Consider the following 25,061-nt stretch of genomic DNA (forward strand, 5'->3'; position numbering starts at 1 on the left):
TAGTTTAGTTAACTCGCTAATCTATTGAATTCCCTCCTATATTAATCATGTATTTAAAGCGCAAAGTATATCACAGCAAAAATTATAAATATATCTTTAAAAATATTGATATAATGTTAATAGAATGTAAAATGCATATAGCTATAAATTAGGAGGAGTGTTCAATGTCAATATCGGCAAGTGAATCCGTTCAAACATCACTAAGTGAATCTGAGAAGTATACGGTTGATAGTGTATTGGATTACATAAAAAGGGAGAATACAAGTTATGCTATCTTATTAGATGGAAAATGGGGAAGTGGGAAAACTTATTTCTGGGAAAATGTATTAAAAGAAGAGGTAACAAAAATAGATAAGAAAATTATTTATGTGTCACTATACGGGGTTAACAGTATAGAGGATATTAATAATAAGATTTTCTTAGGCCAATGGGGAGAGAACGTCCAGAAATTCACTGAGAGCAAATGGGGAGGGAGATTAACAGAGATAACAAAAGCTATGTTAGGAAGTGTGAAAAGCATTGAAATTCCATTTATAAAAACAACAATAGAAGCTCCTGAAATAGATTTTGGACAGTTTATTAATTTTACAAACACGGTTTTGTGTTTTGATGATTTAGAAAGAGCGAGTATAGACATTAATAAGGTATTAGGTTATATAAATAATTTTGTGGAACATGATGGTATAAAGGTTATTTTGATTGCTAATGAAAATGAAATAGAAGCAAAATTAAATGATAAAAATGCTGAACTTAAGATGTTAACAACATGTTTTTATACGGATAAGAAAGGAGAATTCAACCAGGAAAATGACTCTGATTCAGACCAAAAAGAGAAACATATAAATGGCTCCGATTCAGACGAAAAAAAGGTACGTATAAATGAGTTGATTACACGTAATTTAAAAGACTTATTTCAAAAGAATAATGAATATAAAAGGATAAAAGAAAAGCTTATAGGTAAAACATTAACGCTTCAATTAGACGAAAAAGTTCTTATAGAAGACATAGTAAATCAAACATCAAATGAAAAACAGGATCTTCAAAAGTTTCTGGAAGATAATTTAGTTACAATTGAAAATACATACAAGGAAAGTGATAGTAAGAATATTAGGGTTTTAATACAAGCACTTGAAGATTTTGATTTAATTTATCAATATTTTAATGAATGTGGTTATAAAATAGATGGAATACTTAAATCTATATTAAAATTTGTATTAGCAGCGTCATTTGAAATTAAAACTAATGTGAAAAATAATGAGGTATTAGAGAAAATTAATTCACACAAAGATTTTATTGATACAACAGGTTTATCAGGCATAATCAGTGAGGAAGAGAAAGAGTTTCCAAGGGAATTTGAAAAGAAGTATTACAATGAACAAGATATAATCTATCAAAGAGCATTTTTTAAATTTGCGGAAATACTAATAAGAAAAGGAATATTTAACAAAGAATTATTTAAAAGAGAGATGGATAGTTTTCAATTAGAACTAAAAGAAATAGAAATTAAGGATCCACACATAGAGTTTATTAACGGGAATTACTGGTATGTTACTGATGATGAATTTGAGGTATTGGAACGAGATACATATAATAAATTAACAAATGGAGAAATACATTTTGCTTGGTATTTCAGAGCATATCAAACGTATGAATTCTTTAGGAGAAAGGGAATAATCTCCATAGACGAATTAATTTTAAAACAGGAACTTATGGAAGGGTTAAAAAAGGCTGGAGAAAAAGGGATGTACATCGAGTATACATTTACCATGTTTTTATTGGTAGAATTTCGTTATGAAGAAAATTTTGCCGAAGGAAATCTTGACGAGTTTAAAGAAATGATAAAAAAAATAAATGATGGCTTGGGAGTGAAAAAAGAAAAAGAAGATGCACAATTTTTATTTGAATTAATGCGAACGGATTTCAATAGTTTTGTCAGAAAGATGAATGAAAACCAGTTGCATATAAATATACCGTTTTTTGCTCATTGTGATCCGGAAGAATTTTGTGCAACTATAATTAAATTATCAGCAGATAATATTCAAAATATTAGAGGTTTTATAAGAAATAGAAAAGAGTTTGTTGATGAAAATCATTATAGTTACTTACAAATAGAATTGCCTAATTTAAAGAAAATAAAGTGTGGATTGAATACTGAAATTAAATCGCGAAAGATGACACCTAGATTAATATATTTAATGTGGTTGGTAGAAGATATTGAACGATTTGAAGATAAAGTAAAGAATTTAAATAATACAATTCAGTGACTTGTATAAAGGAAAAAAATGCACCCCAATTGTTAGACTGTGTCTGAAAATTGGGGTGCATTTCAACTATTTGGAGCCTGCTTTTTAATTTTTTTACCATATATGTAATGTTTTATCTAACATGAAGTTCTTTCCGTTGTACCCAAAAAGCCTCTCGTGGTTTTATTACTAGTACATCTATAGGACCGCCAACGGTTTTTGGTCGAGTTTGAAATCTCATTGTGTCGATAGTCGTTTTTACAGCATATACAGCGAAATCTATGGAATCCTGTAAGGTGAAGAAATTATATTCTGTAGAGTAGAATGGCAGTTCAGTATATTTCTCTATACCTAATACGTTTCCTTCTTTTTTGTATACAGGATTTAGTAACTTATTTAATGTGTCAGCCTCTCCCATCCAAGAGGTACCTTGATCAGCAGCAAGCTGTTCAAAATTTTGCCTTTTAATATACACCCCATATACCACTTGTTCATTAGTGAGATTTGTGTAACCAGCAACAAAAAAATTGGAATCAGGTACAACGTCAAAGTCGTTAAAATATTTTAGCAATAAATCAGGGACCTCTGAAACACAAGTATCTTTAGTAATATAGTCACCTATAAAGGCTTCTATATAACCTGAAATTGGTACCCCTTTAATATCGGAATCTCCGCAAAATGAAATACCGATATTTCCTGCTAAAAATGTTTTGTAATTAGAATCAGACTGTCCTATAGCTAAATGGATATGTGTGCCGTTACTTTCTCTTTTTGTATTACTAAGCGTAATTCGACTATCACTTGCTAAAACAATACCTTCATTACAATAAACACTTACTATTATTGACATGCGTTTTATCATCCTTTTCGTTTTAAATTTGTACATTATAGTGCTTTTCTTAAACAATCTAAAGCTTCCACTCTACTAAAGTATGTTTCTTGCAACTTCCGCAATTAAAATAACTAGTTCCTTTAGAAACCTTGCGTTTATGATTATAGTTAGGAAATTGTAATTCTTATTTTTTAAATGATGCGTACATCTAATGAAAAGAGAAAAAGCAGAATTGTGAAGAATAATCCAACTATATTGATACCTAAAATAACAGAAAAAATGAAACCAAAAATGCCAAAAACGATGAAGTTTTCCAGCTGAATTTTTCTTTTCCGGAACACTTTTTTGCTTCACTTTAATGCTAAATGTATTACCAATTGCAGTTGGTTTAGTCTCTCTTTTTATTTCTAGGATAATTATACTATAGTTTCAGTCGGGAAAATTATATATAATAATATATTTATTAAATTTAGGTTTCCAAGCAAAATAAACGAGACGGTTTTGTAATAGAAATAATTCGTTTACTCACTAAGAATTTATCAATTGAAAGAGAATATCATTATAGATTAATTCGATGATTTTATTAGCTGAATATTTTTGTGCATTGTTATTAAAATTACCCATTATTATGAAATAAAAAAAAGACCTGAAAGAGTTAGCGGGGAAGTGTAATGTATTTGTGAAGGTGTATATAACAGAAAAAATAAAAAAGTGCTAACAAATTTGCAAACGAACTTGCTAACACCTATACAGAATAGACATAAAATATCGCTGATATGTCATCTTTGAAAATAGCTTTAATCAGTTAAATCACATTTATACGAAATGCTCATAGTAACAGTCTTAATATCAAGAATATAATCATCCAGATATTCCTTTACTTTTAAGACGAAAACGAGGCATGATATTGATTTCTACCTCAGAGTTTGCGTCAAATAATAAAAAAATACGGTTTGTAAAACTAAAAATACAACAAGCTACAACCGGCATGAAATGGATTAAGATATTTAGAAATTTAAAAGATGATTTTCAAATAGGGGGAGAGGTGGATTTAGACCATATTCTCCAATATCCGAAAGATTATATTGTAGGAGAAAATAAAAGGGTGTTATTTCCATACAATGAGAGAATTTATAAAGTTCAAGGTACTAAAATAGAACCGGGTATAACAGTAAAGGAAAGAGAGTATTTATTTAAAGAATTTCAGCGTAAATTCTCTTATTTCACAATACTTCCAGAATGTAAAAAGGTAGCAACAAATAACAAAAATGAATTATTTCCTTTATTTGCACCAAAAGGATTAGAGACATTAACATTAGAAGTTTGGTCTGAAAATATAGCGCTGGAAATAGAACAAGCATTACTTGATAGCGAAATTGTTTTGACTAAAGTTGGTGAAAATTCGTATGTATTGAATACAGATTTTCCAGTGTTATTAAAGATTGTGAGATACAATATTGAAAAGGTGTTACAAAATCCATATAAAATGCAATATTGCCAAAAATATAAAACAAATCTTGTAGATGATGTTAAGAAAGCTGTCTATGCTACCGCGGGTAAGCGCAGTGATGCGACATTAGCATTAATCGCAATGAAAGATTGTGATGGACGCGAAAAAATTGATCCAAAACAAATCATTAGAGAGGGATTTGCACGAACAAACCGTATTTCAACATTTATTAATTTATTTATAGGACAAAATGTATCTCGTAAAACAATTGTAAATAGTGTTTTTAGTCTATTAGAACAAAAAGGATTTTTGAGGCGTAGTTGGAATAAGATAAATTTACCTTGTACATATGTTAGTTTATCAATTGAACGAATATCGAAATTCGATTTCTTACCTATTTTTTCAAAAATAAAAGGAAAAGAAATTTTATATAAATTATATGGGAGTACAGAGTGGCAAACGATTGATTACGTATTATTAAATATAAATAAACATAATGCATTTTTACCACAACCATCAAAGAGAAATGATATGGGGGCTCTTTTTAAACAATATGTTTTCGAAACATTAATGGAAATTGTACAATATGCAAAAGAACAAAATGAACAAGTTTACTTCATTGTAGATGCAAATTTGAGAAAATGTTGGATAAAAGAGTTACAAAATAAAGAAATTAATATAGATATTTTACCTGATATTGTTCCAGAGGTGTTAAAGGTTCCAAATTTAAATATTATTAGAATAAATACAGGTTTTGATGTACCAAGTTACGGTGTAATAGAATCTGATGATGCTCTAGATAGCATTGGCTTATATGCAGATCAAAAAGGGATGTATTATAGCACTGGTGAATATTCACTTAATTGTAGTGGGATTTTTCAGCGATATATACTTGAAATTTTACCATTGGGTGTAAAACCTGTAGAAAGGGATTATATCGCTAAAATGATACATTACATGTGCTGTAATTCTAGTATGCTTTCGAAAAAGAATGTACACATGACATATTCCGTACATATGGAAAAAGTAATGAAGACTTATATTACTGACATAGATGCAAGAGAGTTTAAAGAATTTGATGATGAATTGGATGTAGATGTAGTAAAGGTAGAAAAGAAAGATTCAATTACTCTACTTTAAATACTAGTAAACAAATCCTGCTCGTTATATCGATCAGGATTTGTCATTTTTTTATGTAAATAAGGATATCCTTTGTCAAGTATCTTTTCGTTTACATATTTACTTTATGTGCAGACAGGATTAATATGTTTTTTAGAAATACAAAAACTATATCATATGGAAAAAGATTTTTATTAATTGAAAAAATTTGAAAGGAATGGGGAATTGTGAAGAAATTAGATGTGCTCTTAATGCTATTGAGCGGCCTCTTTCCAATTGCAGGACTTACAAAGCAAATCCCTCTAGAACAATCTATATATATTGGAGGGCTTTTATTTTTTACTAGTTTCGGTAGTTATTTTGCTAAAAAGATGTATTCACGTATATGCAGCTGGATAGCGTATGCGCCATTTATAACATTACTGTTAGTTATTTGGCACCAGGATATTTCAACAAGTTCAATCATAGCAAATGCGAAAATTGCTGCATGTGTCGCGTTAATTCCATGTTTATTCCGTTTTCGTACATATGGACTTACTTTGGGCTTATTCTCATTATGGGCCGCTTTACTATGGGATATAAAAGAAGTACAGTCGTTAGTCATACTTGAACGCATAACGAGTTTAATGACAAGCCATTATGTATATATATTACTATTAATTGGAGGACTTGTATTAGGAGGATTACTTGCGATGTTCATTCACCGCAAAGAGAAAGATAATCAAGAAAATATAAATCTACTTGGACCAAAAAAGAAACGCAAAAGATTATCAATTAAGATTCGACTTCCAAGATTGCCGAAATTAAAGATGAAACTATTTAAGTTTGGTGGGAAAGAATCTAAAAGTAAAATGCCAGAAAAGAACCATGAGTATAAGTACGAAGAACCAGTTGCAACATATGAAATGACAGAGCAAATAGATCCATACAAAGAAAATGCAGTTCAAGGTCAAACAAGGATGGAACGCCGAAGAAATAGGTATAATGCATAATGAAGTTTAATAACCCCGTAATGACTTATCTTAATATTGATAAATCATTACGGGGTTTTTTATGTAATTAAATGAAGGTTGCTAATGAAAGGGGAATAGCATATTTTATAGATGAGTAGTTAAATAAAATAAGGGGAGGATAAAATGCTTATTATTACATATATATCTGTTTGTATATTATTCTTAGTTAGTTTTTTACATGTATATTGGGCTTTCGGAGGTAATTGGGGGACAAATAGTGTTATTCCAACTAAAGCAGGGGAAAAGGCGTTTACACCTCATGCCGGAATGACATTGGTCATTGCATTATTATTAAGTATGGCAGCAATAATTTTGTTGCAACAAGCAAAAATTGTTCATTTTGAAGTTCCTAATGTTATTATTCAAGTCGGTTCCTGGATTTGTATGATCGTCTTTTCTATTAGAGTAATTGGTGAGTTCAATTATTTTGGTATCTTTAAACGACAAAAAGATACACACTTTGCTAGAATGGATACCGGTTTATATATTCCACTTTGTGCATTGTTATCTTTATCTTTCTTATTAACAATAATTTTGTGAGTAAATAAAAGTAGTTTCTTTTCTCAAAATACATGTAAACGTGAGAAATCTAAGAGTAAATAAAAAGGATGTAAGCGCATTCTTGTCGAAATGTAAATTATTATGAAAGGCGGTGACACTATGAAGTATGTAAAAGTTAGTATGAATGGTGGAAGTGAACACAAATTCTCAATGACTTTAGATCGGTTTGAAGAACTTATTACTACAGAGAATGGGATATTAGAAAATAAATTAGTATGTATTGAAAATGTAATGATTAATCCTACTAATATATCTTCTGTAGTTGAAAAAATTGGTGTACCGGCTAAGTTTATGGAAGCTTAAAATGTTAGATAAAAAACATCCATTGGGGATGTTTTTTAATTTATAAATATGATAATCGTACAGTAAATATTTGAGTAAATTTTATAGCAATGACTATGCATATATTAAGTACCTGAACATGTTGCATAATATATGCACGAAATAATAAGTACAAGCATATATTATGTAGTAGGACAAGATCTTCGTGTCCTATTTAATACTCAGAAAAAACCTCTAATCACATAAGAGCATCCAATTGCAGGGTGCTCTTATTTTTTATGAAAATCTACTACGAGCCTTATTTTATAGTAGGATGCAATAATAAAGGGCTATTTTGAAATAGTGTTTTTTAGCCTTTAATTTTAAATTTATCTTTAACGTTAATAAATATTAAAAATAATATGATAGCAGAAATTAAGTTAGATAGGTAGAAATCTTGATGAAACAGTAGTTCGAAGATGACATAGAAAGTAACGAATAAGGCGATAGCAGGTAGTATGCAAATAAATATAAATCTCCAATTTTTTAAGTAATGTTTATAATTTGTAAGTACTTTATCCATAAATATAGCTCCTATATTTTTGTTTTTATATAATTATACATTTAGATACAAGGATTTTCAAAGTAAAAATATTTAGCAATTCAAAAATATAAGAAGAGCTTTTGTTAAAAATCCAGATTGCTGTAGTAATCTGGATTTGACTTTAAAGAACTATACTAAAATGATACACTATAATCTACGTTATTTTTGAAATGAATAGAGGGATTTGTGTGATAGATAAAATTAAAAATGCTGTAGAGGATATGTATGAAGATGAGGCTAAAGATTTACTTCAAAGTATTCTCATACAGTTAAACTTATTAGAAGAAAACTATAGTGAAGATACAATTAAAAATTTGATGGATATTCCGAAACAATTAACAAGTAATCCTACTTATAAAAGGAATGTAAAAGAAAGTACGCACGTACATATTGCTTTTGATGATTCAACGGCTGGTTGCTTAAAATATATGTTAAGTCAAGAAGAATTATTTGAAGAGAGTGTTGTTGCTTTTTCGGAATTTTTTTCAATTGGACCGATATATAGGTTGCATACGAATGAGGGGCAACTAGCAAGACAGAAGTGGTTAATAAATAACTTAACTGCTTATGATAGTTATTTTGAAGAAGAATATTTATTAAGATTTATAGCAACTATAGAAGAACTACATACTATTCCTGTTGAAACGCCTATTACAATTTGGAGGGCTGATAATGCACATGAACATGTAGGTCTAAGTTTTGTAATAGCACAATTAAAGGATAAGAAAAACATTCGAATAATTAATACGTCTGAAGCAAGCAGAGAAATATTAAAACAAGAGTATGATATTCGTGGCACGGGAGAATTACCACCTGAAAGTTTAGCTCTATTCCAAAAAAGTTTTATAAAGTTACCTTATTTAACTGAAGAGAAGCGCATGAAGTTTGAACATGAGTGGAATAGATTATCGGAAAGCATAGAATGTTTAAGAGTGTGGAAAGAAAATGAAGTGCATTTTGTACAAGAAGATTATTTTGATCAATTTATAATTGAATGCGCGAAAAGTGTGGGTGCTGATCGAGAGTTCCTCAAAGCTCCTAGAGTAATTGGTGAAGCACTTGGTCTTGTTGAACAATTGGTTGGAGATACTTTCTTAGAATATCGCTTGAAACAATTAATTAAACAAGAAGTATTTGAATTTGAAGGTTCGTTAGATGAAATGCGTTTTTATAGTGTGAAGTTAAGGAGATGATAAAAATATTCTATTTTTGAAAAACTCGTATTTTTAATAATACGAGTTTTTTAAGTTGAATTTGGGCTATACATAAGCTTCCCAGAGAGGGCATATCACATATGAATGATAAAGGTAATGAATGATAAAGGTAATGAATGAAAAGAAGGTGATTTGTTAATATGTATAACCAACAAAATTATCCATATGATCAAGCGATGTATTATAATCCACAAAACTACGGGTATGAACCTACAAATGAAGTGAGAGATATTGAACAAGAAGATTACAGACCAGATGATGCGGAGGATGCTCCAACGTCACCACCACCGTCACAAGCGCCATCGTTACCGTCTACATTTGCTTCTCCAGCACAACCAGGCAATATGAAATCATGGATGTGTAACTGTTTAGGAAGATGGGGCTATTTACGTTTACATCGTCCTGGACCTTTTGGAAGGGATTTATGGTTCTTTCCGACTGAAGTGAGAAGAAGCGGAGTATCAGGTTACACTTGGCAAGGTGGTCGTCGTCGTAAAGTAAGTTATCGCTATCAACAAATTAGTAATTTTATGTGCTTCGCATAAAGAGAAGTGGGAGAGTAAAACGATTGTACTCTCTCACTTTTTTATTTTTCAATATACGAAGTAAGATTTCCATTGAAAATTTACAATTTTCGCGTTTTTATTAGAGTATAATGCATATGTTGGTTGGTTTTCAAAAACAAATGAGAGTGAGGGAATACAATGTCAATGAAAAACAAAGTTGGGTTAAGCATAGAGGATGGCATTAATTTAGCTTCAGCTCAGTTTAAAGAAGATGCGTATGAAATTTATAAAGAATCTAGAAAAATGCAACCTATCTTATTTGTGAATAAAACTGAACTAGGTGCGGAATGGCTTATCACAAGATATGAAGATGCCTTACCGCTTTTAAAAGACAGTCGCTTAAAAAAAGATCCAGCCAATGTATTTTCTCAAGATGCATTGAATGTGTTTCTTACCGTTGACAATAGTGATCATTTAACTACTCATATGTTAAATTCAGATCCACCTAACCATAATCGTTTACGATCACTCGTACAAAAAGCTTTTACACCGAAGATGATCACGCAATTGGAAGGAAGAATACAGGATATTGCAGATGATTTGTTAAATGAAGTCGAGCGAAAGAATTCATTAAATCTTGTTGATGATTATTCATTCCCTTTACCGATCATTGTAATAAGTGAAATGCTCGGTATTCCAAAAGAAGATCAAGCGAAATTTAGAATTTGGTCTCATGCTGTCATTGCTTACCCAGAAACACCAGAAGAAATAAGAGAAACTGAAAAGCAACTATCTGAGTTTATTACATACCTTCAATATTTAGTTGATATTAAACGAAAAGAGCCAAAAGAAGATTTGGTGAGTGCTTTAATACTTGCAGAGAGTGAAGGACATAAACTTAGCGCTCGGGAACTATATTCAATGATAATGTTACTAATTGTGGCGGGACACGAGACGACAGTGAATTTAATTACAAATACGGTATTAGCACTTCTTGAAAATCCAGATCAATTACAGTTATTGAAAGAAAATCCAAAATTAATTGATGCCGCTATTGAGGAAGGATTACGATATTATTCTCCAGTTGAGGTTACAACTTCAAGATGGGCAGATGAACCTTTTCAAATTCATGATCGAAAAATTGAAGAAGGAGATATGGTTGTCATTGCCTTAGCTTCTGCAAACCGTGATGAAACTGTATTTGAAAACCCAGAAGTATTCGATATTACTCGGGAAAATAATCGCCATATTGCCTTTGGTCATGGTAGCCATTTCTGCTTAGGAGCTCCACTTGCGAGGTTAGAAGCAAAGATTGCTATTACTACTTTGTTTAATCGAATGCCTGAACTACAAATAAAAGGGAACCGTGAAGAAATTAAATGGCAAGGTAATTATTTAATGCGTTCTTTAGAGGAATTGCCTTTAACTTTCTAGAATAGTTAAAAGTAGACATGCATACATCGAAAATGATTTACATAGAGTATGTATGTGTTATTTAAATTCGAAACGGAAGGGTGAAGACATCCCAATGATCAACTAATTCTATTTGTAAGAGATCTTCGTTAAAAAACGAAATATTCTTCTGAATAGGGTTAGTCTGTACATTTATAGAAAAGGGATGTATTTCGCTCTGCGAATATATAGTCTTTTTATATGATTTGTGCTGCCTCCTGTTCAGAACATGAAATAGGAGGCTTTTTTATGTCGACAAATGTAGTAACGAAACAAAACAATGGGGTATCACAAGTATTAAAAAATCGGTTTGTACAAGGGATTTTAGCATCAGCATTATTTTTACAAATAGGAATATGGGTTCGAAACTTTGCGGTATTACTATATGTAATGGAAATGACAAAAGGTGATGCTTTTGCTATTTCAATGATTTCAGTTGCTGAATTCGCTCCAATTTTTATTTTTTCATTTATTGGCGGTACTTTTGCTGATAGGTGGAAGCCAAAGAAGACAATGATATGGTGTGAAACGTTAAGTTCCATTTCAGTATTCGCTGTATTAATTACGCTTATGTTTGGAACGTGGAAAATTGTGTTTTTTGTGACACTCATCTCTGCAATCCTTTCACAGTTTTCACAACCATCTGGAATGAAGTTGTTTAAACAACATTTATCAACGGAACAAATTCAATTAGCAATGTCTATATATCAAACGATATTTGCAATATTTATGGTATTAGGACCAATCCTAGGGACATTTATCTTTCATAGTTTTGGAATTTACATTTCAATCATCATAACAGGTATCTCGTTTTTACTTGCGGCAGTTGTATTGTTATTTCTTCCGAAAGATCTTGAAAACGACGTAGAAAAGAAAGATATCACTCTGCTGCAGGAGATGAAGGATGGTATTAAGTATGTCAAAAAGAAAAAAGCGTTAACTTTGCTAGGGCTCTGCTTTATGGCTGCAGGACTAGGTATAGGATTAATTCAACCATTAGGTATATTTATTGTGACTGAGCAGCTAGGATTATCAAAAGAGAGTTTACAGTGGCTACTAACAGTTAATGGTGCGGGAATGATTGTTGGCGGAGCATTAGCAATGGTATTTGCGAAAAACGTTGCTCCGCAAAAGATGTTAATTATCGGTATGCTTGGTCAAGCAATTGGTATTGGCATTATAGGATATTCTACAAATTTATGGGTGACACTTACTGCGCAGCTTTTTAGTGGTTTAGCTCTTCCTTGTATCCAAATTGGTATTAATACGCTTATTATTCAAAATAGCGATACTGATTTTATAGGTCGTGTAAATGGTATTTTAAGTCCGCTTTTTACCGGTTCAATGGTGGTAACGATGAGTATTGCCGGTTCTTTAAAAGAGATGTTTTCATTAAGTATGATGTATGAAGGGACGGCTTTACTTTTTATAATTGGATTATTGTTTATTTTACCTATATACAATTTAAAGCCAGTAATAGTGGTGGAAAGTGAAATAAGTGGTAAAGGAAGTGCCGTACAAAATGAATCCTAATCCAAATGTTAAATACCCTATTGAAGGAAATCAAAACGTTCAATTTATAAAAAATACAATAACAAAACCTAATATACTTGTTGGTGACTATTCTTATTATGATGCGAAAGATGGAGAAACATTTGAAGATCGAGTATTACATCATTATGAATTTCTTGGGGATCGCCTTACTATTGGAAAGTTTTGTTGTATTGCATCTGGAGTTAACTTTATTATGAACGGAGCGAATCATCGGATGGATGGATTTTCGGCATATCCATTTAATATCTTTGGAAATGGGTGGGAGAAGTATACACCTAGTTTGTCTGATTTACCTTACAAAGGCGATACAGTTATAGGAAATGACGTTTGGATTGGTATGGACACAACTATTATGCCCGGAATAAAAATAGGAGATGGTGCAATCATTGCAGCTAAATCTGTTGTGACTAGAGACGTCGCACCATATACAATTGTTGGTGGAAATCCAGCAAATAAAATAAAAGAGAGATTTTCAAATGAAATAATAGAAGAATTATTACAAATTCAATGGTGGCATTTTGACATTGAAAAAATAACTGAAAATATAGATGTGATTGTACGAGGAGATATTGAACCATTAAGAAAGCTAAAAAGGGAATAAAAAATGCATGACAAAGAGTATCATACCTCCGAATTTTGTTAATGATAATAGAACAAGGAGGTGTGATACTATGGCACAAGACGTTTTATGTGAAGTAAATAACTGTAAATTTTGGGCGAACGGTAATAAATGTAGTGCAGAGGCAATTTACGTAGTAAGTCATAAAGGTAAACATGCATCTACAACGGAAGAAACAGATTGCAAAACTTTCGATCCAGAAGTGTAAATGTTTGAAGGGTGGCCAAATCGTGGTTGCCCTTTTATTAATTATAGTATTGATAATAAATATCATTTTCATTCATTGTTTTTAACTTTTCTTGTTATTTTTTCATATTTTTTTCATAAGTGATGTAATCCAACTCAATTCATGTTCAATTCGTGATTTACTAAATTCAATGACTTCAGTAATAAAAGATGAGGTAACATCTAGAGACTGAATAGCAGTAAGCTGATTATATAGTACGTTTTGACGTACAGTCAAAATCTCTTTTCTATCCTCATAGTCAAGTTTTTCAAATAGCGCAATACGAACAAGAAATTCTGTATTGTTTGTCGCAAGTTTTTCGGGAAACTCTCGTAACATTTCAGAAAAAATTTCTTCTCCTGTTTCTGTTATATCGTACATATTTCGGTTTGGTTTTCCGACTTGTTTATGTATTTTTTTCGTTATAGCACCCATATTTTCAAAGCGCCGAAGGGCAGGATAAAGCATGTTGTGATTTAATTCGAAATTTTCACCTAAACGATTTTGAACATTTTTTTTAATTTCATATCCATGTTTTGGTCCTGTCGTTAATTCTGCTAGTAGTAAAATGTCAACGTACATAAAAATCCCCCTTATATATTTCTCAAGTTCTCTAATGAAAAATCCCCTTTGGTATATGTTAAAATAACATATGATAGTTTATACAACTTTGGACTGCCGACCTATCACTTTTATTGTAAAAGAAAAGGGAGGAAAGAACTATGGCTTCACCTGAAAATGTTATTTTAGTTCATGAAATTTCAAAGCTGAAAACAAAAGAAGAATTATGGAATCCATATGAATGGTATCGTTTGATGAGGGATAATCACCCAGTTCATTATGATGAAGAGCAGGATGTATGGAATGTTTTTTTATATGATGATGTAAATCGTGTATTATCAGATTATCGCTTATTTTCAAGTAGAAGGGAGCGCAGACAATTCTCAATCCCTCCTTTAGAAACTAGAATAAATATAAACTCTACAGATCCACCAGAACATCGCAATGTACGTTCCATTGTTTCTAAGGCATTTACTCCAAGAAGTTTAGAACAGTGGAAACCTCGAATACAGGCTATCGCAGATGAACTTGTACAACATATCGAAAAATGTAGTGAAGTTAATATCGTTGAACAGTTTGCTGCACCTTTACCTGTTACCGTTATTTCCGATTTATTAGGAGTCCCAACAACAGATCGTAAAAAAATTAAAGAATGGTCTGATATTTTATTTATGCCGTATAGTAAAGAAAAGTTTAATGACCTGGATGCCGAGAAAGGGATAGCATTACATGAATTCAAAGCATACCTTCTACCGATTGTTCAGGAAAAGAGATATCATTTAACCGATGATATCATTTCTGATTTAATTCGAGCTGAATATGAAGGCGAAAGATTAACCGATGAAGAAATTGTAACCTTTTCATTAGGTTTACTAGCGGCTGGGAATGAAACCACTACAAATTTAATTATTAATAGCTTTTATTGCTTTTTAGTAGATTCACCTGGAATTTATGAAGAGTTAAGAAAAGAACCTAACTTAATTTCAAAAGCGATTGAGGAAGTATTACGCTATCGCTTTCCTGTTACATTGGCCCGGAGGATTACAGAGGATACAAATATATTTGGTCCTTTCATGAAAAAGAATCAGATGATTGTTGCGTGGGTTAGTGCAGCGAATTTAGATGAGAAAAAATTTTCACAAGCCTCTCAATTTAATGTACATCGAACAGGAAATGAAAAGCATTTAACCTTTGGGAAAGGTCCTCACTTTTGCTTAGGAGCACCACTTGCACGTTTAGAAGCTGAGATTGCATTAACTACCTTTATAAATGCTTTTGAAAAAATAGAGCTATCTCCATCTTTCTGTTTAGAAAAATGTATATTGGAAAATGAACAAACATTAAAATACTTACCTATTCGATTGAAAGCCAAATAAAAATCTTAACAAGGTGCATACATTTGCATCTTGTTTTTTTTGTTTCTCAATTGTGAGTTTTCGGCAATTACCTTAATATGGAATTGTATAAAACGTAGAGGAGGATTCTTATGTTGACTTGTAATGGAAGTAAATCATTTCAAAAGTTTATTAAAGGTGTTACAGATCTTATGGAAAACGGTTTATTTGAAGAAGAAATAGTGTGTGGCATTGAAAAATTACTAGAAGAACTTTTAGAAAAGAAAACATGGCTTCCGTTAGAAAAACAGAAGGCCAATTTGACCCAATATGCAAGACATTTATTGTATGAAGATCCGCTCAAACGTTTTGAAGTACTAGCTCTCGTATGGAAAGATGGACAATCTACACCTTTACATGATCATGACGGCACATGGGGAGTAGAAGGCGTTTTTTCAGGAAGGATAATGGTGCAGAACTTTATACAAACGAAACAACTTGGAAATTCACTTGTTTATTTAACACATACAGGAAATCTTTATTTGGGAGAAGGAGAAACTGATAAAGTAATTCCACCAGCAGATTGTCATATTCTTGAAATTAGCGAAAATGAAAGCGTTATTACGATTCATGTCTATGGAAAACGATTAGAAAAGTTTAAAGTATATATCCCAACTGAAGAAAAAAACGTGTACATGTGTGAGACAAAATACATTAGTTATAATTCATAGTTTAAAATCCAAAGCTTTTTTAAAAAGAAAAGCTTTGGATTTTATTTTTAATTATTTCTTGACCTGAAACGCTTTTCATAAATTATAAATAAGAAGTACCTCACGAGGATTGTATGGAAACGATACCTAATAATTAATTAGAACTCGTGTATTTATAGAAAGTGGTGAAGAAATAATGAAATTAATCGCAATTGATTTAGATGGAACTCTTCTTTCGGGGAATAAAATGATAAGTAAAGAAAATGCAGAAGCAATTCGAACATGTCAAGAAGCTGGCCATGTTGTAGCAATTTGTACAGGACGTTCTATTGTTGACATTGAGCGATTATTGTTAGAAGTTAATTTAGAGTGTCCAATCATTGCGGAAAATGGGGCTCTTATATATAAAGATAAAAAAATGATGAAGAGATATCCAATTCAAAATATGCAGGCACTTGAAATTGTAGAATATCTTGAAGAGAATGGTTTATATTATCAGCTTTATACTGATAAAGGTGTGTATGTACCGGATTATGGAGTAGAGAGTGTACGTAATGAAATTGAGTATGTGAAGAATTCAAAAGAAAATTTCGACTTGAAAGAGTTAGAAACAATCGCAGCATTATATCTTGAGCATACAGCGTTTCATAGTGCGGAAAGTTGTAAACCAATTGTAGAAACAGATATACATGTGCATAAACTATTACCATTTTCTTATGATATTGAGAAATTAAAAAAACTAAAAGAAACATTTCTTCATAATACAGATTTAGCAATTACATCTTCATATTGGCACAATTTAGAGATTAATCATCGAGATGCTCAAAAAGGGAATGGATTATATACTTTAGCAGAACATCTTAATATTCCGGTTGAAAACACTGTAGCGATAGGTGATGGACTAAACGATGTTTCTATGATGGAAAAAGCGAATATATCAATTGCAATGGGAAATGCAGTTGAAGAAATAAAAGCAATGTGTAAATACGAAACGTTATCAAATGAAGAACATGGTGTGGCACATGCTTTATATAAATATGTAATGTAATTAAAAAAAGAAAAAAGAATCCAAATGGATTCTTTTTTCTTTTTTATTAGGGGTAAGGTATTCTATGGGATTCATAGAAGCCTTATTACATTTTATTATATAGAATATATTGGAATAAATGTGTATATTTTTCATAAAAATTGTGAATATTTTATGAACTTTATACTTATTGCATGTTTATACCGCTATTAGTGACGCGTATGACTCTCAAGTGAAAATTCAGTGAATGTAAGGAGGAATTCAAGTTACCTAGACAATAAATGAGGAATGAACGAAATATATTCTTTTCTTGTTTTAATTGAAAAATAAAATTTGTTCGAATAATTATTCTACAGCTATATACCTACACTAGCTTTCTTCGTATAATGGAGAAGTATGAATTTTAGATTTGTATTAATTTTACATATTGAGGTGAACAAAGAATGAATTCGCGGCTAATGGAACTTATTGATGTGAGTACAATAGAAACCATGGCAGAACAATTTTATAAATTAACTAACATATCACATCAACTTCTTGATGCTGAAAAAGAGTGTGTTTTTTCATTCGGAATGAATGAGATAAAAAAGAGTAAACTTCCAAAGATTGAAATCCCCATTTTCTTATACAATCAACATTTAGGATCTTTTGTTGTATGGTCCAAAAAAAGTGAAATTTTCAGTTGTCAAAAATACTTTGAAATGCTCTCAAGTTTAATTTTAGATGGTGCAATAAAAGTATTTCAAAGTAAAAATACAACGTTGCTTTCTCGGAAAGAGGAGGAACTACATACGATTTTACAAAACATGCCTGTTATGGTCGATGCGCTTGATTATAATGGAGATTTTGTTTTGTGGAACCGAGAATGCGAAATCGTAACAGGTTATACCGCTGAAGAAATAATTGGAAATCCAAATGCACTGCAATTATTGTATCCTGATCATAATTATCGCCATCAAATACAAAAGAAATTTTTAACTTGTGGAAAAAATTTCAGAGATTGGGAAATGCACTTAACATGTAAAAATGGTGAAATCAAAACAATAATGTGGTCGAATATATCAGAACAGTTTCCTGTAACAGGATATAGTTATTGGGCTGTTGGTGTAGATATTACGCATTTAAAAGCGATAGAAGAGCAGTTAAAACAACAAACATCTGAACTGGAATTAATTTTTAAAGCTTTACCAGATTTATGTTTCTTAACAGAAGATGATGGCACGATTATTGATTACAAGGCAGGATCTCCTACGAAGTTTTACGTACCCGCAGAAGCTTTTATGGGAAAAAAGTTTTACGAAGTATTACCATCTTCAGTAGCACAGCAGTTTCAGGAAGCCATTAATCAAGTGAAGGAAAAAGGAACGAATGTAATTGTAGAATATCCACTCACACTTAATGGAAGTATTGATTTCTTTGAAGCTAGGTGCTTACCATTATTACGTGATAAAATTATGATTATTGTACGCGACATTACAGAGCGAAAAAAGACAGAAGAATTGTTAAACAAATCAGATACGCTTGCAGCAATTGGTCAATTAGCAGCTGGCGTGGCTCATGAAGTAAGAAATCCTTTAACTGTAATTAAAGGTTTTATACAGTTATTCCAAATTAATAAAGAAGATCAAGAAAGATATTTTGATCTTATGCTTTCTGAAATTGAAAGGATAGAAGCAATCCTACAAGAATTTCTATCAATCGCTAAAACAGATGAGATAAATACAGAAAAGAAAAATATTTATCAAATTTTTAAAAATGTCGTATCGTTAATGAATACAAAAGCAATTATGACAAATATTCAAGTTGAACTTTTTACGGGTGACAAAGATATAATTATTGAATGCTCAGAAAATCAATTGAAACAAGTATTTATTAATATTTTGCAAAATTCAATCGAAGCTATGCCAAATGGTGGGGGAATTTCAATTCACATAAAAGAAATAAATGATGATGGTGTCATTATTCATGTAATAGATGAAGGAATAGGAATACCTGAAGAAAGAATTAAGAGATTAGGTGAACCTTTTTATAGTACGAAAGAAAAAGGGACTGGTATTGGATTAATGTTAAGTTATAAAATTATTGAAAGTCATCAAGGGACAATTAGTATCATGAGCGAGGTTGGGGTCGGGACAACAGTAACTATTTACTTACCGAAAGTACTAAATAAACAATCTCTTTCTAATTGTGACGACAAATGTATAGCGATACGCACTAGTAGTAATTCTTAAATCAATTAATACCCAATAACAAAGCGATTAGTGAAAACTAAACTTTTTGTTATTGGGTATTTTTTATATTTAATTTAGTAAACTTTACCTTTTCTTTACCTTTGTTTTAATTTCTATTAAGTTTTAAACATTATATTAATATTTGTACAAAGCAATGTATAGAAATTGTACATTACTTTTAATATAGAAATGTGATTATTATTTGGAATATTATAAGGAGGAGATTATGACAAGGTGAAAAAGCAAGAGAAGAAAAGTGGTAGAGTAGTACCTCTCCGGTTAAATATTTTATTCCTTTGTGTATTTTTATTATTTTCTGGCATTATTATTCAGTTAGGGAAAGTGCAAATTTTTGATGGAGAAACATATAAAAATGAAGTAGAGAAGAGAGAAAATGCAACCGTGGGCCTTTCTGTACCACGTGGGAAAATATTTGATCGTGAAGGAAATCCAGTAGTTGATAATAAGTCTTTACGTACGATTACATATACAAAGGTGAAAGGTGTAAAACAAGAAGAAATATTAAAATCAGCAAGACAACTTGCAGACATTATTGAAATGCCACAAGAAGATATTGATAAGTTAACTGAGACTGATAAGAAAGACTTTTGGATGCAATTAAATCCAGAACTTGCTCAAGACTTAGTATCCAAAAAAGAAATAGATAAGTTCCGAAATAAGGATATTACCGGAAAAGAGCTAGACAAAAAAATAGAAGATTTAAAAAGGAAGCGCGTTACAGATAAAAATCTTCAAGAACTAACAGCTAAAGATATAGAAGTGTTAGCTATTAAAAGTAAAATGACCTCAGGCTTTCAAATGGCACCTCAAATTATTAAAAAGGACGTTAGTGAACAGGAATATGCGGTGATTAGTGAAAATTTAGCGAACCTTCCAGGGGTAGATGCATCAGTTGATTGGGAGAGAATCTATGTAAATGATGGTCTATTCCGTTCTGTCCTTGGTAACGTTTCAAATGCTGATGAAGGATTGCCACGTGAAAGATTAGATTATTATTTAGTGCGTGATTATAGTCGAAATGATAGGGTCGGCAAAAGTTATATCGAACAGCAATACGAAGATGTACTTCATGGTACAAAAAAAGAAGTAAGAAGCATTGCTGATAAACAAGGAAATACTATTAGAACGGAAACTGTTACTGAAGGGAAAAGCGGTAAAAATTTAACTTTAACAATAGATATGGAATTGCAAAAAAAAGTAGAGGAGAGCATAGAAAAAATATTAAAACAATATAAAGGATCAGAATCAATGTTAGACCGTGCTTTCGTAGTGATGATGAATCCAAAAAATGGTCAAGTATTATCAATGGCTGGGAAAAAGCTTGTAGAAAAAGACGGGAAAATGGAAGTAGAAGATTACGCTTTAGGCACGCTGACTAGTTCTTATGAGCTTGGATCCACGGTTAAAGGTGCGACAGTGTTAACAGGGTTTGAAACAAATGCAATAACTCCTGGAACACATTTTTATGATGCACCTATGAAGTTTAAAGGAACTAAGGAGAAGAAGTCTTGGAAAAATTTTGGTGATATAGACGATCTAAGAGCGTTACAAGTATCTTCAAACGTTTATATGTTTAATATAGCATTAAAAATTGCTGGAGTGGATTATGTGAAAAATAGTTCACTAGATATTAAACAAGAATATTTTGATAAAATGAGGTATTATTTCAGGCAATTTGGATTAGGCGTACAAACTGGTATTGATTTACCAAATGAAACTGCAGGACAAATTGGAAGAAAAGATAATCAGCCTGGTTTCTTATTAGATTATTCTATTGGACAATATGATACGTATACACCACTTCAGCTTGCACAATATATTTCGACTATCGCAAATGGAGGGTATCGAATGAAACCGCAAATTGTTCAAGAAATTAGAGAACAAACCGTTCAAAAAGATGAGGTTGGTAAAGTAGTACAATCAATAGAACCCGTTGTTTTAAATAGAATCGATATGAAACAAGAATATATTAATCAAGTAAAAGAAGGATTTAGAAAAGTATTTCAAGAAGGAGATGGAACGGGAGTAAGAGCGTTCCAAAAAGCACCATATAAACCAGCTGGTAAAACAGGGACCGCACAAACTGTATATGGTGGAGAAAATGAAATTGGGCGAAATGCGAAAGGCGATCGTAGAGAATGTTATAACTTAACATTGGCTGGATATGCGCCATATGATGATCCAGAAGTAGCATTTTCTATTGTAGTACCGTGGGTTGAAAATGATAAATCGGGCATTAACTCCGACATTGGAAAAGAAGTTTTAGATGCTTATTTTGATTTGAAAAATAAGCGATTAACTGGTGAAGCGCCAAAAACAGATAACTCTAAAGAGAATTAAAATGGACGAAACGTCTCTAGCATTCATGTGAACTAGAGGCGTTTTTATCTGGGAATAGATTGGAAATGAGGTATATATGAAGCTGTTTATTCTAAAATATTGGAGGAACATATGTATCTACATCTTAATTATAATAGGGGTTATTTTTATTAATAAGTCATTTTTATTTTGTATGGTAGAAGGAATTTCGATGCAACCTACTTTAAATGAAAAAGATTATATACTTGTTAATAAGGCAAACGTCTGTTTATCGTCTTTTCATCATGGGGATGTTGTCATCATAAAAAAAGAAGACGAGCCTACTTACTATGTGAAACGAATTATTGGATTATCGGGGGATAATATACAATTAAAAGAGGATGAGGTATATATTAACGGTAAAAAGCGTGATGAGTCGTATATACATTTAGATATGTTACAAGTATCCAATCGTTTTTCAAATTTTAGAGAAATAAACGTTCCTACGCATAAATTATTTGTGTTAGGTGATAATCGTAATCATAGTAAAGATAGTAGGAATACACTTGGACTTATTGATGAGTCAAATATAATAGGTAAGGTAGAAATGGTATTTTATCCATTTGATCATATAAAATGGATAAAATAATTCTATTAACGATTCACATTTTATAAAATAAATCATATATTGATAGCATAGGACAAGCAGAAAAGTTTGTTCTAACCTCACAGAACACTCCTTATCACGGTTAGGCATCTACATAGGTAGATGCTTTTTTTATGTTGATGACTAAAAATTATTTATCAACATAATGTAGCAAGCATTTTAGGACTATTAGGGGACGATTATATGTACAAATAACAGTATGCTTAATTAAAACAGTGAAATATAAGGAGTGAGGAATAAGTGCGAAATATTTTAGTAGTTAATTTTCCAGCAGAGGGACATGTAAACCCTACATTAAATTTAGTAAAAGCCTTTACTGAACGAGGGGATCACGTACATTATATTACAACGACAAACTTTAAGGATAGAATTGAAGATTTAGGAGCTACTGTACATACTCATCCGGATCTATTAAAGGAAATTTCTATTGATGCTGAAACCTCATCTGGATTAAATGCTTTCTTTCATGTGCATGTTCAAACTTCTTTATATATATTGGAAATTACGAAAAAATTATGTGAAAGTATAAATTTTGATTTCGTAATTTATGATATATTTGGCGCGGGAGAGTTAGTAAAGGAGTATTTACAAGTTCCAGGTGTAGTTTCCTCACCTATATTTTTAATTCCTTCAGAGTTTTTGAAGACATTACCTTTTCATCCAAATGCAGATATACCATTCCAACCAGAGGAGATCTCTGAAAAATTACTAAATCAGATGGAACATAAATTTGGAGTAAAACCAAAGAATAATCTTCAATTTATGAATAATAAGGGTGATGTTTGTTTCGTATACACAAGTCGTTATTTCCAACCTAATAGCGAATCGTTCGGAGAAAATAACATTTTTATTGGACCGAGCATTTCAAAGCGTAAAACAAATATAAAGTTTCCACTGGAATCACTTAAAGAGAAGAAAGTTATTTACATTTCAATGGGAACACTGCTTGAAGGACTCGAACCATTCTTTAATACTTGTATTGATACTTTTTCAGATTTTGATGGGATAGTTGTAATGGCAATTGGTGATAGAAATGATATTTCAAAAATAAAGCAAGCGCCAGATAATTTTATAATTGCTCCATACGTACCTCAATCAGAAATATTAAATGAAGCAGATGTTTTTATTACACATGGTGGTATGAATAGCGTACACGATGCCATTCATTATAATGTCCCATTTGTAATAATACCGCATGATAAAGATCAGCCTATGATAGCGCAAAGATTAACTGAGCTTGAAGCGGCACATAGACTATTGAAAGAACATGTTAATGTACACACTTTAAAAGAGGCCGTAACAGATGTTCTTTCAAATGAAAAGTATAAACATGGTATAAGAAAACTTAATGATAGCTTTTTAGAATGTGGTGGTTCAAAAGAAGCAATTGCAGTTATTGAATCTCTTTTAAATAAAGTAAAAATTTAATTGGTGGGGCTTTACTGCCTGCAAATAGCAGGATAAATAGTCATAACTTTATACAAGCATAGAGGTTCTCACCTTTATGCTTGTATATTCTTATCCAGCAAATTGCACAGCAGTATTTGCATGTAAAAAAGCAGTATCAAAAACGGGAACAGTCAGATCATTTTGGGAGATGAGTAAAGGTATTTCAGTGCAGCCTAATAATATACCTTCAGCACCATTTTGAATTAATGATTTTGTAATTTGTAATAACTCTTCTTTAGATGTTTCTGAAATAATCCCTCTACTTAATTCATCTAATATGACATGGTGGATAAAAGTTCTTTCCTCGTCATTGGGGATAATTGTCTCAATGTTATATTTCGCTAATCGTGATTTATAGAAATCTTGCTCCATCGTTTGTTTTGTTCCTAATAGTCCGATACGTTTTATATTCTGTTCTACCATTTCTTTAGCACTTACATCACCAATGTGAAGAAGCGGGATAGATATTGCTTGTTCTACTTCCTCGGCAAATAGATGTACGGTATTTGAACACATTAATAAACATTCAGCCCCAGATTTTTCAACTTTCTTTGCAACTGTAACTAGTTCATTTTTCACTTCTTCATATTGATGGTTTTGTAATAAAGTAGTTACTTCACCAAAATCCATACTATATAAAACTAACTTTGCATTTTGATCGTATTGAGAGAGTGTAAGCGTATTAATATGTTTATAGTATAATGATGTAGATTCCCAACTTAATCCTCCAATCAAACCAATCACTTTCATAATGCATTCCTCCCGAAACGATTTTGAATTCATTATTTCACAATTCCGATAAGAATACAATGATTTAAATGCGCCATTTAACAAAAAATAAAAATAGTAAGAAAAGTGTTGAAATTTACACTTTTTAGTGCCATAATACGAATTACAAATTAATACTTATCCAGAGAGGTGGAGGGAACGGCCCTAAGAAACCTCAGCAACCCCTATGCAATTTTATAGGAAGGTGCTAATTCCGCAGAGGACACGTTGTGTTTTTTGAAAGATAAGAGGATTCTTGAACGTGAAAGAAAATGACCTCTTATATAAGAGGTCATTTTTTGTTGTATAGAAAGGGAGTGTAGATGCATAATTCATTTTTA

22 protein-coding genes and 1 riboswitch are annotated in these 25,061 nt (G+C 31.4%); of the genes, 18 read left to right on the forward strand and 4 right to left on the reverse strand.

Annotation, left to right across the window (positions count from 1 at the left end):
- Positions 1-164 precede the first annotated feature (164 nt).
- A complete protein-coding gene (locus tag IBT51_RS11440) occupies positions 165-2,264 on the forward strand; it encodes a P-loop NTPase fold protein (RefSeq protein ID WP_200458304.1) in 2,100 nt (699 codons plus the stop codon).
- Between the two features lie 112 nt (positions 2,265-2,376).
- Here the strand turns inward: IBT51_RS11440 and IBT51_RS11445 are convergent, their stop codons facing one another.
- Positions 2,377-3,093, reverse strand: coding sequence for a hypothetical protein (locus tag IBT51_RS11445; protein ID WP_076876186.1), 717 nt, complete (start codon positions 3,091-3,093; stop codon positions 2,377-2,379).
- A gap of 889 nt (positions 3,094-3,982) precedes the next feature.
- Between IBT51_RS11445 and IBT51_RS11450 the strand changes: the two genes are divergently transcribed.
- The 4 genes from IBT51_RS11450 to IBT51_RS11465 all read left to right on the forward strand — a co-directional run bounded on the left by IBT51_RS11450 (position 3,983) and on the right by IBT51_RS11465 (position 7,521).
- Entirely contained in the window at positions 3,983-5,665 is a 1,683-nt protein-coding gene (locus IBT51_RS11450) for an RNaseH domain-containing protein (RefSeq protein ID WP_200458303.1), read from the forward strand.
- A gap of 206 nt (positions 5,666-5,871) precedes the next feature.
- The gene (locus IBT51_RS11455; RefSeq protein WP_000732188.1) at positions 5,872-6,636 is read left to right on the forward strand and encodes a DUF3959 family protein; all 765 of its coding nucleotides are present in this window, start codon (positions 5,872-5,874) and stop codon (positions 6,634-6,636) included.
- A gap of 144 nt (positions 6,637-6,780) precedes the next feature.
- Positions 6,781-7,197 (forward strand): DUF3995 domain-containing protein, encoded by a 417-nt coding sequence (locus IBT51_RS11460; RefSeq protein ID WP_088022272.1) that lies wholly within the window; start codon positions 6,781-6,783, stop codon positions 7,195-7,197.
- A 120-nt stretch (positions 7,198-7,317) separates the two neighbouring features.
- The gene (locus IBT51_RS11465) at positions 7,318-7,521 is read left to right on the forward strand and encodes a hypothetical protein (protein WP_000878369.1); all 204 of its coding nucleotides are present in this window, start codon (positions 7,318-7,320) and stop codon (positions 7,519-7,521) included.
- Positions 7,522-7,849: 328 nt separating this feature from the next.
- Here IBT51_RS11465 and IBT51_RS11470 read toward each other — a convergent pair whose 3' ends face one another.
- Positions 7,850-8,062, reverse strand: coding sequence for a hypothetical protein (locus tag IBT51_RS11470; protein ID WP_000362069.1), 213 nt, complete (start codon positions 8,060-8,062; stop codon positions 7,850-7,852).
- Positions 8,063-8,271: 209 nt separating this feature from the next.
- Between IBT51_RS11470 and IBT51_RS11475 the strand changes: the two genes are divergently transcribed.
- The 6 genes from IBT51_RS11475 (at position 8,272) to IBT51_RS11500 (ending at position 13,636) form a co-directional block, all read left to right on the forward strand.
- The gene (locus IBT51_RS11475; RefSeq protein ID WP_200458302.1) at positions 8,272-9,276 is read left to right on the forward strand and encodes a DUF1835 domain-containing protein; all 1,005 of its coding nucleotides are present in this window, start codon (positions 8,272-8,274) and stop codon (positions 9,274-9,276) included.
- A 161-nt stretch (positions 9,277-9,437) separates the two neighbouring features.
- Positions 9,438-9,842 (forward strand): hypothetical protein, encoded by a 405-nt coding sequence (locus tag IBT51_RS11480; RefSeq protein ID WP_000282689.1) that lies wholly within the window; start codon positions 9,438-9,440, stop codon positions 9,840-9,842.
- Positions 9,843-10,001: 159 nt separating this feature from the next.
- A complete protein-coding gene (cypA, locus tag IBT51_RS11485; protein WP_069355657.1) occupies positions 10,002-11,237 on the forward strand; it encodes a cytochrome P450 in 1,236 nt (411 codons plus the stop codon).
- A 267-nt stretch (positions 11,238-11,504) separates the two neighbouring features.
- Positions 11,505-12,788, forward strand: coding sequence for an MFS transporter (locus IBT51_RS11490; RefSeq protein ID WP_000106397.1), 1,284 nt, complete (start codon positions 11,505-11,507; stop codon positions 12,786-12,788).
- The gene (locus IBT51_RS11495) at positions 12,778-13,410 is read left to right on the forward strand and encodes a Vat family streptogramin A O-acetyltransferase (RefSeq protein WP_053564343.1); all 633 of its coding nucleotides are present in this window, start codon (positions 12,778-12,780) and stop codon (positions 13,408-13,410) included. The genes IBT51_RS11490 and IBT51_RS11495 overlap by 11 nt, the downstream gene beginning before the upstream one ends.
- A 70-nt stretch (positions 13,411-13,480) precedes the next feature.
- A complete protein-coding gene (locus IBT51_RS11500) occupies positions 13,481-13,636 on the forward strand; it encodes a DUF1540 domain-containing protein (protein WP_000046095.1) in 156 nt (51 codons plus the stop codon).
- Between the two features lie 102 nt (positions 13,637-13,738).
- On the opposite strand, the gene IBT51_RS11505 is transcribed toward IBT51_RS11500, so the two are convergent.
- Entirely contained in the window at positions 13,739-14,236 is a 498-nt protein-coding gene (locus IBT51_RS11505; protein WP_000289127.1) for a PadR family transcriptional regulator, read from the reverse strand.
- 140 nt (positions 14,237-14,376) lie between these two features.
- Here IBT51_RS11505 and IBT51_RS11510 point away from each other — a divergent pair, with 140 nt between their 5' ends.
- The 7 genes from IBT51_RS11510 to IBT51_RS11540 all read left to right on the forward strand — a co-directional run bounded on the left by IBT51_RS11510 (position 14,377) and on the right by IBT51_RS11540 (position 23,931).
- Positions 14,377-15,591, forward strand: coding sequence for a cytochrome P450 (locus IBT51_RS11510; protein ID WP_053564342.1), 1,215 nt, complete (start codon positions 14,377-14,379; stop codon positions 15,589-15,591).
- A gap of 110 nt (positions 15,592-15,701) precedes the next feature.
- Entirely contained in the window at positions 15,702-16,280 is a 579-nt protein-coding gene (locus IBT51_RS11515) for a cysteine dioxygenase family protein (RefSeq protein ID WP_023522059.1), read from the forward strand.
- A 175-nt stretch (positions 16,281-16,455) separates the two neighbouring features.
- Complete coding sequence (locus tag IBT51_RS11520) at positions 16,456-17,307, forward strand: Cof-type HAD-IIB family hydrolase (RefSeq protein WP_000766393.1); 852 nt, start codon at positions 16,456-16,458, stop codon at positions 17,305-17,307.
- 422 nt (positions 17,308-17,729) lie between these two features.
- Positions 17,730-19,517, forward strand: a complete 1,788-nt coding sequence (locus IBT51_RS11525) for a PAS domain-containing sensor histidine kinase (protein ID WP_053564341.1) — start codon at positions 17,730-17,732, stop codon at positions 19,515-19,517.
- 234 nt (positions 19,518-19,751) lie between these two features.
- Positions 19,752-21,878 (forward strand): peptidoglycan D,D-transpeptidase FtsI family protein, encoded by a 2,127-nt coding sequence (locus IBT51_RS11530; RefSeq protein WP_075719266.1) that lies wholly within the window; start codon positions 19,752-19,754, stop codon positions 21,876-21,878.
- Positions 21,879-21,954: 76 nt separating this feature from the next.
- Positions 21,955-22,485: a signal peptidase I gene (lepB, locus tag IBT51_RS11535; protein WP_200458301.1), complete on the forward strand. Its 531-nt coding sequence runs from the start codon at positions 21,955-21,957 to the stop codon at positions 22,483-22,485.
- 258 nt (positions 22,486-22,743) lie between these two features.
- A complete protein-coding gene (locus IBT51_RS11540; RefSeq protein WP_088024117.1) occupies positions 22,744-23,931 on the forward strand; it encodes a macrolide family glycosyltransferase in 1,188 nt (395 codons plus the stop codon).
- 90 nt (positions 23,932-24,021) lie between these two features.
- Here IBT51_RS11540 and IBT51_RS11545 read toward each other — a convergent pair whose 3' ends face one another.
- A complete protein-coding gene (locus tag IBT51_RS11545; RefSeq protein ID WP_053564339.1) occupies positions 24,022-24,702 on the reverse strand; it encodes an aspartate/glutamate racemase family protein in 681 nt (226 codons plus the stop codon).
- Between the two features lie 153 nt (positions 24,703-24,855).
- A riboswitch (SAM riboswitch) is annotated at positions 24,856-24,971 on the forward strand.
- The last annotated feature ends 90 nt before the right edge of the window (positions 24,972-25,061 follow it).

The organism is Bacillus sp. S71, assembly GCF_016625265.1.
Classification (GTDB): Bacteria; Bacillota; Bacilli; order Bacillales; family Bacillaceae_G; genus Bacillus_A; species Bacillus_A cereus.

What these genes read in the sequence shown, in the direction of transcription:
- IBT51_RS11440 (WP_200458304.1), top strand. Translation starts at nt 165, where the DNA reads ATGTCAATATCGGCAAGTGAATCCGTTCAAACATCACTAAGTGAATCT.
- IBT51_RS11445 (WP_076876186.1), bottom strand. Translation starts at nt 3,093, where the DNA reads ATGTCAATAATAGTAAGTGTTTATTGTAATGAAGGTATTGTTTTAGCA.
- IBT51_RS11460 (WP_088022272.1), top strand. Translation starts at nt 6,781, where the DNA reads ATGCTTATTATTACATATATATCTGTTTGTATATTATTCTTAGTTAGT.
- IBT51_RS11465 (WP_000878369.1), top strand. Translation starts at nt 7,318, where the DNA reads ATGAAGTATGTAAAAGTTAGTATGAATGGTGGAAGTGAACACAAATTC.
- IBT51_RS11470 (WP_000362069.1), bottom strand. Translation starts at nt 8,062, where the DNA reads ATGGATAAAGTACTTACAAATTATAAACATTACTTAAAAAATTGGAGA.
- IBT51_RS11480 (WP_000282689.1), top strand. Translation starts at nt 9,438, where the DNA reads ATGTATAACCAACAAAATTATCCATATGATCAAGCGATGTATTATAAT.
- cypA (WP_069355657.1), top strand. Translation starts at nt 10,002, where the DNA reads ATGTCAATGAAAAACAAAGTTGGGTTAAGCATAGAGGATGGCATTAAT.
- IBT51_RS11490 (WP_000106397.1), top strand. Translation starts at nt 11,505, where the DNA reads ATGTCGACAAATGTAGTAACGAAACAAAACAATGGGGTATCACAAGTA.
- IBT51_RS11495 (WP_053564343.1), top strand. Translation starts at nt 12,778, where the DNA reads ATGAATCCTAATCCAAATGTTAAATACCCTATTGAAGGAAATCAAAAC.
- IBT51_RS11500 (WP_000046095.1), top strand. Translation starts at nt 13,481, where the DNA reads ATGGCACAAGACGTTTTATGTGAAGTAAATAACTGTAAATTTTGGGCG.
- IBT51_RS11505 (WP_000289127.1), bottom strand. Translation starts at nt 14,236, where the DNA reads ATGTACGTTGACATTTTACTACTAGCAGAATTAACGACAGGACCAAAA.
- IBT51_RS11510 (WP_053564342.1), top strand. Translation starts at nt 14,377, where the DNA reads ATGGCTTCACCTGAAAATGTTATTTTAGTTCATGAAATTTCAAAGCTG.
- IBT51_RS11515 (WP_023522059.1), top strand. Translation starts at nt 15,702, where the DNA reads ATGTTGACTTGTAATGGAAGTAAATCATTTCAAAAGTTTATTAAAGGT.
- IBT51_RS11520 (WP_000766393.1), top strand. Translation starts at nt 16,456, where the DNA reads ATGAAATTAATCGCAATTGATTTAGATGGAACTCTTCTTTCGGGGAAT.
- IBT51_RS11525 (WP_053564341.1), top strand. Translation starts at nt 17,730, where the DNA reads ATGAATTCGCGGCTAATGGAACTTATTGATGTGAGTACAATAGAAACC.
- lepB (WP_200458301.1), top strand. Translation starts at nt 21,955, where the DNA reads ATGAAGCTGTTTATTCTAAAATATTGGAGGAACATATGTATCTACATC.
- IBT51_RS11545 (WP_053564339.1), bottom strand. Translation starts at nt 24,702, where the DNA reads ATGAAAGTGATTGGTTTGATTGGAGGATTAAGTTGGGAATCTACATCA.